The sequence below is a fragment of the Mesorhizobium sp. WSM4808 genome (assembly GCF_055811675.1).
The window spans coordinates 133,047-139,195 of the sequence record NZ_JBVVQX010000006.1; the positions used below are offsets into that span (position 1 = coordinate 133,047).

Consider the following 6,149-nt stretch of genomic DNA (forward strand, 5'->3'; position numbering starts at 1 on the left):
TTTAGGTCTTTGTCATATGCATGTCGTTTTCCCAAAACCGGGGCCACTTTTGGGCGACGTGCGCAAAAAAAAGGGGGCGGGATGACGCTGGACGACTACAACGGCTTCTGCGCCTCGCTGCCCGCGACGAGTCACGTTGTCCAATGGGGCGGCGCCCATGTCTGGAAGGTCGGAAACAAGGTCTTCGCGGTTGGCGGCTGGGACCAGGGCCAGCAGCTCTTCGTCACCTTCAAATGTTCCGATATCGCCTATGATGTGCTCAAGGAGCAGCCGGGCCTGCGGCCCGCGCCCTATCTTGCCTCGCGCGGCATGACATGGATCCAGCGTCGGACAAGCCAGAGCATGGATGATGCCGCGCTGAAGGACTATCTGCGCGAGAGCCATCGCCTTGTAGCCCTGAAACTGACCAGGCAGGCGCGCAAGGAATTGGGACTTGCCGCAAGCTAGTCTATATTCCTCGAGGCGCTGGAAAACCGCCATCTTCATGCCCGGTTCATGTTGGAACCATATGGTGGGTAACTGGTTTGCTGACGAGGGGCTTCGCCAGAGAACAATGCCGGGCGGCGGCAATTACGGACCGGAGAGTTTCGCCACTATGCTGCGTACGATCTTCACCCTTTCGGTACTTGCCGGCGGGCTTTTGTCTGCCAATGCAATCGCAGCCCCGACGCAGGACAGCGCACCACCGATTGTCCGTGCCGCCGATACCGGTGGCATCCTTGTCGCCCAGGACGGCAATCTCGACATCTACTACGACGCCAGGGGCAACCGCGTGATCGTCGATGCCGATACCGGCAAGGTCATCGCCATCCAGCCGCCGCAGACCCGGCTCGACCGCCGCGCCTTGCGCCGCGAGACACGACTGCGCGAACTGGGCCGCGCCCCCGACGGCGACGACCGCTACTATCTCGACGATCCGGAAGACATGGCGCGGTTCCGGCGCCAGCAGTTGGAAGAGGAAGGCCGCGTTATCCCGCCGCCGGCGGACGAGTACGATCCCTATGGGGACAATGCCGTCGAAGCCTATCCGCCGGCACCGCAGGACGATGGCAGCTACGATGACAATTATCCCGACGCGCCGCAGCCGGCAAAGCCGGGTACCATCAAGCGCCAGCCGCTGAACGAGGCCTCGATAGACCCTGCCCAGCCGGCGACGTCAGCCGATCAGGCAGCTCTGCCACCAGAGGCTGGCGGCAAGACCACTGTTGCCCCGGCACTGTCGCTGGGAGCGCGCCAGGATGTCGCCGCCCTTCAGGTGCTGCTCGACCGGGGTGGCGCTTCGCCTGGCGTCATCGACGGGCGTTTCGGTTCGAACGTCGACAAGGCGCTCGCTGCCTACAACCAGATCACCGGCGCCAATCTGCGATCGACCGACGCGGTCGCCATCCAGGCGGCACTTGCGCAATCCGGCGGCGATGCCTTCGCCAACTACACGATCACAGCGGAGGATGCGGCCGGTCCCTATGTCGCGTCGATCCCGGAAGACTACAGCCAGAAGGCGCAACTCGATCGCATGGGCTATACGTCGGTGACCGAGGCGCTCGCAGAGCGCTTCCACATGGATGAGAATTATCTCAAAGCGCTCAACCCGGACCTCGATTTCAATCGTCCCGGCACGACCATCAAGGTCGCCAATTTCGGCAAACTGGTTTCGACGCCGGTGGCCCGCATCGTCGCCGACAAGGACAAGAAAGAGGTTTTCGCCTATGATGCCGGCGGCAGGCTGGTCGCGGCCTATCCCGCAACCATCGGCTCTTCGGACACGCCGTCACCGTCCGGCATTCACACGGTGTCGCGCGTCGCGCTCGATCCGAACTACACCTACAATCCCAGCATCAATTTCAAGCAGGGCCAGAACGACAAAGTCCTGACCATTCCGCCTGGGCCGAACGGTCCCGTCGGCTCGGTCTGGATCGCCCTGGACAAGCCGACCTATGGCATCCACGGCACGCCGGATCCGTCGAAGATCGGCAAAACCGAAAGCCATGGCTGCGTACGCCTGACCAACTGGGATGCGCGGGAGTTGGCCAAGCTGGTTTCGCCGGGTGTCACGGTGGAGTTTGTCGGCGGACCTTCAGCCGATAACCTTGCGCAGCAGTGAACTGGGAAGTGCGGCGGCATAGACCAGCTGCATGATCAGGATGAAGCCGAGCTTTCAAGCGGCCGCCTCATCGAAATCCCCGCCGGCTGCACGTAACGGGGCTGGCATGACTGTGCCATTTGCACCCTGTCAGGGTGCAACCCTGGCCAAACGGCTGGTTTCAATGACTGCAAGCCACTGGCCGGTTGTTGCCGATGCGCTAGGGGTTTAAGCAAGGTTTCATGCATTCACCGAGCAAAGCTGCCGCGGTCCCGCTGACCAGCCCGGTCACGCATGGAACGTTTTGTCCGCAGTCGCAGCGGCGATTTGTGCTGATCGCGGCAATTCTGGCCTCGGCGCTTGGCTTCATAGACGGCTCGATCCTGGCCATCGCCACACCGGCGATTCGCGTCAACCTCGGCGCCAGCCTTGCCGAGGCGCAGTGGATTTCCAATGCCTATGCATTGACGCTGTCGGCGCTGATCCTGGCCGGGGGTGCCGCCGGCGACCGATTCGGTCTGCGCCGCGCCTTCGTGTCCGGCATTGCGCTGTTCATCGTCGCTTCGCTGGCCTGTGCGCTGGCGCCGAATGCCATTGTGCTGATCGCATTTCGCGCGTTGCAGGGCATCGGTGCGGCAATCATGGTGCCCGGCAGCCTCGCCATCATCGCCAAGGCCTACCCGAAGAAAGAACGCGGCCGCGCGATTGGGATCTGGGCGGCGGCTTCAGCGCTGACCACGGCACTTGGCCCGGTGTTCGGCGGTTTCGTGCTGTCGGCCTTCGGCGACGGCATCTGGCGGGCGATCTTCGCCATCAACCTGCCGCTGGGCTTGATCTCGATCTGGCTTCTGCTGGCCAAGGTTCCTGCCGATACGCCGACGGAGAAACGCAGCCTGGATCTCGGTGGTGCAGCGCTCGCGACATTGGCCTTCGGCGCGCTTGCCTATGGGCTGACCTCGATGAGCGCCAGCGGCGAGGGCCTCATGGCAGGGCCGAGCATTGCCGCAGGCGTTGTACTGCTGGCTGTCTTCATCGTCTTCGAGCTTCGGCAGCGCGAGCCGATGATCGACCTCAGCCTGTTTCGCGTCGGTGCTTTCGCCGGCGCCAATGTGGCGACATTCTTCCTCTATTTTGCGCTATCGGCCAACCTTTTCTATCTGCCGATGCTGCTGATCGCCGGCTGGGATCTGAGCACGGCCGAGGTCGGCTTCATCTTCCTGCCCTTGTCGGCATTGATCGCGCTTTTGTCGGGACCGGTCGGCAAGCTGTCGGACCGGATCGGACCCCGTTTTCCGATCGCCTGCGGCAGCTTGGTCGTGGCTTTCGCGTTTGCCGGGCTGGCCTTGCTCACCTACGCCGGTATCCACAATTTCTGGATCGGAATATTCCCGCTGATGGGGCTGATGGGGCTCGGCATGGCTCTGGTCGTGTCGCCTTTGTCGACCGCGATCATGACGGCGGTGGAAGACAAGGACACGGGGGCCGCCTCCGGCATCAACAATGCCGTCTCACGCATCGGCGGTCTGATCGCGGTGGCGGCGATGGGCTCGCTTGCCGCATGGGTTTACGCGAATGCGCTGGACGCGAGCGCAACGTCCGCCATCCCAGGATTTGGTGAACCGGCGCCAGCCGGGCTTGCGCGGGCCATCGATGCGGCGAGGCTCGCCGCCAGCGATGCCGCTTTTGCCGCGGTTTCTTCGGTGACCGCGCTGCTTTGCCTGATTGCGGCTGTCATCGCCTGGACGACCATTCCCGGTGAGCGATTGCCATGGCCGCGACAGGCCGAAGATCGGCAAGGCTGAAGCGGGTCAACCGTCGATCTTGGCGCTCGCAACCTTCAGCGAATCGCTGTCTTCCTGCTTCAGCAGTTCGTCGATGCGCTCGCGCTCGCGCTTGAAGGCGACGAGGTCATCGCCCTTCAGCACCTTGCCGACCGGCAGGCGGACACGCATCGGATCAACCTTGGTGCCGTTGACGATCAGCTCGTAGTGAAGATGCGGGCCGGTGGCGAGGCCGGTCTGGCCGAGGAAGCCGATGGTCTGGCCCTGGCGGACGTGCACGCCCGGTTCGATGCCTTTGGCAAAGGCGCTCTGGTGATTGTATGATGTCTCATAGCCATTGGCATGGCGGATGATGATCTGCTTGCCGTAGCCGCCGGCCCAGCCGACCTTCTCGACCGTGCCGTTGCCGGCGGCGATGATCGGCGTGCCGATCGGCGCGGACCAATCGACGCCGGTGTGCATGCGGACATAGCCGAGGATCGGATGCCTGCGGGCGCCGAAACCGGAGCGGAATTTCCCGGCGGGCAGGGGATTGCGCAACAGGAACTGCTCGGCGCTCGAGCCGTCCTCATCGAAATAGTCGGTGCCGCCGTCCTGCATCTGGAAGCGGTAGAAGTTGCGGGTCTGGCCGCCGAACGTCGCCGAGACGTAAAGAAGCTCGGAGCTGTCCGAGGTCTGGTCGTCACCGTCGGGCTGCGAGAACAGGACTTCGATGCGGTCGGCGGGGCTGAGGCGGGATTGGAAGTCGACGTCGGACGCCAGCAACTTGATCAACCGCTGGGTCATCACCTTGGACATGCCGTAGGAATAGGCGGCGCGGTAGATGCCGTCATAGACGTTGGGCAGGTTGCCGCGCACCACCACGGGCGCCGACGAATCATCGAAGGCCGTCAGCAATTCGGGGTTCGGATCCGGTTCCTGCGCCGGCACATACTGGCCGCGATCGTTGAGCGCGATGGTGACGATGTGCTGGGTCCGGTCATAGACGCTGGTGCGCACGACCTTGGCGGCATCGCCGTGAACCTCGAGGCCGACACGCAGCACGGTTCCAGCTTTGAGCGCTGTTGCGTTGAGCAACTTGGCGATAGCTTCGGCCATTCCGGTGGCATCTTCACCCGTGTAGCCTGAATTGGCAAAAGCCTCGGTGACGTCGAGATCCTTGGTGAAGGGGATGATTTCCTCGGCGAAAGCCGGCGCCTGGTCGTCAACAGTGGCACGGGGCGCCACCGACACATTTTCCGGCACGATCTTGACGTCGTAGGAGCCCGCCATGCTCTCGGCAAAAGCTTCGCCGAATCGCTGCGGGTCGACATAGTGAAGTGAAGCGACCTGCACGGCGCCGTCGCTGAGGTCGGTGCCGGCTTCGCGCACCACTTTTTCCACCTCGTCGGCGGAGAGGTCGCTCTTTTCGTCGAAGGAAGCTGTTTCGATCGGAAAATCGACGGTCTTCAGGCTCATCTCGCTTTCGACCTTGGCGCCGTAGATCTGGCCGGAAGCGGCAGAGGCCGTCGCCGGCTGGGCATTGTCGTCGCTGTCGTCGCCGAACACCTGCATCGGGTCGAAGGGTGGGTAGGCGCGGCTGGTGGTGTGGCCGGCGGCAAGGGCCATCTTGATCTGGACGAAAGGCATGGTGTGGATGACGTCGCGGTCGCCGACCTTGGTGACCATCGACACTTCCATGCGGCGGCGGTCCTTGGCCTTTGCGATCTGACGCGGCGCCACCAGCCTGGTGGTCTTGGCGACTTCGCCGGAATCCCCGTTGCCGGCAAGGCTGATCAACTCGGCGATCTCGGGTGGGGTGGCCAGTTGCTGGCGGCCGTCAAGGGCGGCGAACAGCGCCACGCCCATCAGCACGCTTGAGGTGACGCCAGTGAGAAATGTTCCCGACAGCCAGCGTGCAGAAACCTCGCGCCGGTCGGGCGGGCCGCTGCGGCCATCCGCGATAAGCGGCGGCTCGTTGCCGAGTTCGGCTATGACATCTTCCGTGTCTGGCATCCAGAAAGGCTGCTTCTTCCCCGGGCGGAACGGCTTGTCGCTTTTGTTGTGGCCGTGACATTTGCCTGTCATGGCAGGTGAAGTCAACGAAGCGCCAAGCTCCGAACGAATTGCCCCCAAGCACTTCTCTTATAGAGCGCTCTACCAGGCGGGGCGGTGTACCTTCTCTGCAAGGCCCATCGCACACTCCTATATAGAGGGCTCGTAAGACAGGCGCTGCTCCGTCGGCGGCGCCCACTTTCGTTGGCTTTGGTGTCGAACGGCAATGCGGCGGCAATAGGGCTCCTTCCCTG

General features: G+C 63.3%; 4 protein-coding genes. 3 read left to right on the top strand and 1 reads right to left on the bottom strand.

Features of this window, described 5'->3' with window-relative positions; translation table 11 throughout:
• Positions 1-81: 81 nt before the first annotated feature.
• From AC0L2U_RS13035 to AC0L2U_RS13045, 3 genes are all read left to right on the top strand, one after another.
• Positions 82-447 carry an MmcQ/YjbR family DNA-binding protein gene (locus tag AC0L2U_RS13035; protein ID WP_127322773.1) on the top strand — a complete coding sequence of 122 codons (366 nt, stop codon included), beginning with the start codon at positions 82-84 and terminating at the stop codon, positions 445-447.
• Between the two features lie 148 nt (positions 448-595).
• The gene (locus tag AC0L2U_RS13040) at positions 596-2,101 is read left to right on the top strand and encodes a L,D-transpeptidase family protein (protein ID WP_473602068.1); all 1,506 of its coding nucleotides are present in this window, start codon (positions 596-598) and stop codon (positions 2,099-2,101) included.
• A gap of 221 nt (positions 2,102-2,322) precedes the next feature.
• Positions 2,323-3,882, top strand: coding sequence for an MFS transporter (locus tag AC0L2U_RS13045; protein ID WP_473601999.1), 1,560 nt, complete (start codon positions 2,323-2,325; stop codon positions 3,880-3,882).
• Positions 3,883-3,888: 6 nt separating this feature from the next.
• Here the strand turns inward: AC0L2U_RS13045 and AC0L2U_RS13050 are convergent, their stop codons facing one another.
• Positions 3,889-5,856 carry a M23 family metallopeptidase gene (locus AC0L2U_RS13050; RefSeq protein ID WP_473602000.1) on the bottom strand — a complete coding sequence of 656 codons (1,968 nt, stop codon included), beginning with the start codon at positions 5,854-5,856 and terminating at the stop codon, positions 3,889-3,891.
• Between the last annotated feature and the right edge of the window lie 293 nt (positions 5,857-6,149).

Bases quoted from the DNA above. Each gene is read 5' to 3' on its own strand.
- AC0L2U_RS13040 (WP_473602068.1), top strand. From the start codon at position 596: ATGCTGCGTACGATCTTCACCCTTTCGGTACTTGCCGGCGGGCTTTTG.
- AC0L2U_RS13050 (WP_473602000.1), bottom strand. From the start codon at position 5,856: ATGCCAGACACGGAAGATGTCATAGCCGAACTCGGCAACGAGCCGCCG.
- AC0L2U_RS13035 (WP_127322773.1), top strand. From the start codon at position 82: ATGACGCTGGACGACTACAACGGCTTCTGCGCCTCGCTGCCCGCGACG.
- AC0L2U_RS13045 (WP_473601999.1), top strand. From the start codon at position 2,323: ATGCATTCACCGAGCAAAGCTGCCGCGGTCCCGCTGACCAGCCCGGTC.